This is a genomic window from Bradyrhizobium sp. CCBAU 45389 (assembly GCF_028128625.1).
In the GTDB taxonomy this organism is placed as follows: domain Bacteria; phylum Pseudomonadota; class Alphaproteobacteria; order Rhizobiales; family Xanthobacteraceae; genus Bradyrhizobium; species Bradyrhizobium liaoningense_B.
In genome coordinates this window covers 1-1,237 of sequence record NZ_LBIY01000035.1, presented here as the reverse complement: position 1 = coordinate 1,237, position 1,237 = coordinate 1, and the positions used below count along the sequence as shown (strand labels likewise).

The following is a 1,237-nucleotide window of genomic DNA, read 5'->3' as shown; positions in this document are numbered from 1 at the left end:
AACGATGGCCTCAAGCGCCGCGATACGGTCTTCGGCTTTCCCCAGCGCATTTGCAGCCCTGAGAAGGTCAGCCTTCACCTGTGTATTTTCACTCGCGGCTGCAAGCCGCTCCATAGCATGTTGAGCTTGATCAAGTCTGTCCTGATGACCAAGAAGGTCGACCATGATTCATTTTCTCCCATTGGTGATCTACAAGCGCGACAATACCTGATGTAGCGGGCGAGGCGTCGATGTGGAGGGCCGCGCGCCTGCCGCTACGGGCCGCCCGCCACGCGACGCGCTCGACCCATGCCGAAGAACCTACTTCCGCCGAGTGGGCTTCGATGGCCCCTTGTGATCCGGTCGCTGAGTGAGGGCGGACGCCGAAACGGTTTTGATCTCCTTGTTAGTCAGCGCGCCGGGGCTCCGAAGTCCTTTCGAAGCAATCGACCCCACGCCTTTGCCGGTACGTTCATTTTTTGCCATTGGAGTGCCTATCGGTTTCGCGACTCGGGATGAGCCGCAACCAAAGATATCACAGACAATTCTTTTCGCCTCCCGTACAATTCCGGTGCGGCGAACGCAAACGCTGAGGCTATTTAATAGACAGCTTCCGAAAATCCGTGCGACTACAGGGCTGATGCTTGTCGCCCCTGAAGGTCTGTTGTGCAGCTAGTGGGATTTCCAGCTCTTTGCCGGTCTTGTTTTGTCGGACTTCGATGCTGCTATCGTTCAGGTTATCGAGATCGAACTTGCCGCCGACCACGCTGTGAGGCCCGAGCCTGACCGCATCGCCGCGCCGTTGGCCGGTGTAGGGCAGTACGGTCATAGCGAGATGTTGCCGAGTGCCGAGGGGCCACCGCTCGAAAAACTCGGCTATGTTGGTTTCCGATAGCGTGTCCCAACCTTTCTTCGCGCCTTTCGGTCGACGCTTCTTTTTGATGTCCTTGGCCGGATTGTCCTTTCGGTACTTGTGGTCCTTGGCGGCCCGACCGCAGCGCTTCTCTTCTTGGACGTAACAATGCCAATCGGAGCGACATCGCGCGTGACGCAAATCGTCGAACTGCCGGCGCTGCTTCGAGAGTATGATTCAGAATATCACTATCTCGTTCACCACGTTCTCAAGTTTGCGGAGGCTGGCGGAGAGTACGGATACCCGCGTGGAGACCTGTGCAATCAAGTGTAAGCGCGTATTTTACCGCACAGGCTAGGCGCGCGGCTGGCCGCGGCGTCGCGTGACGCCGGGCCCCAGCAGTGT

At 58.0% G+C, this 1,237-nt stretch carries 1 protein-coding gene; it reads right to left on the bottom strand.

From position 1 onward, the window contains the following. Positions 1 to 574 precede the first annotated feature (574 nt). Positions 575 to 808 carry a hypothetical protein gene (locus tag XH79_RS06880; RefSeq protein ID WP_271581162.1) on the bottom strand — a complete coding sequence of 78 codons (234 nt, stop codon included), beginning with the start codon at positions 806 to 808 and terminating at the stop codon, positions 575 to 577. Between the last annotated feature and the right edge of the window lie 429 nt (positions 809 to 1,237).

Coding starts and splice junctions, on each gene's coding strand:
- XH79_RS06880 (WP_271581162.1), bottom strand. CDS start 808: ATGACCGTACTGCCCTACACCGGCCAACGGCGCGGCGATGCGGTCAGG.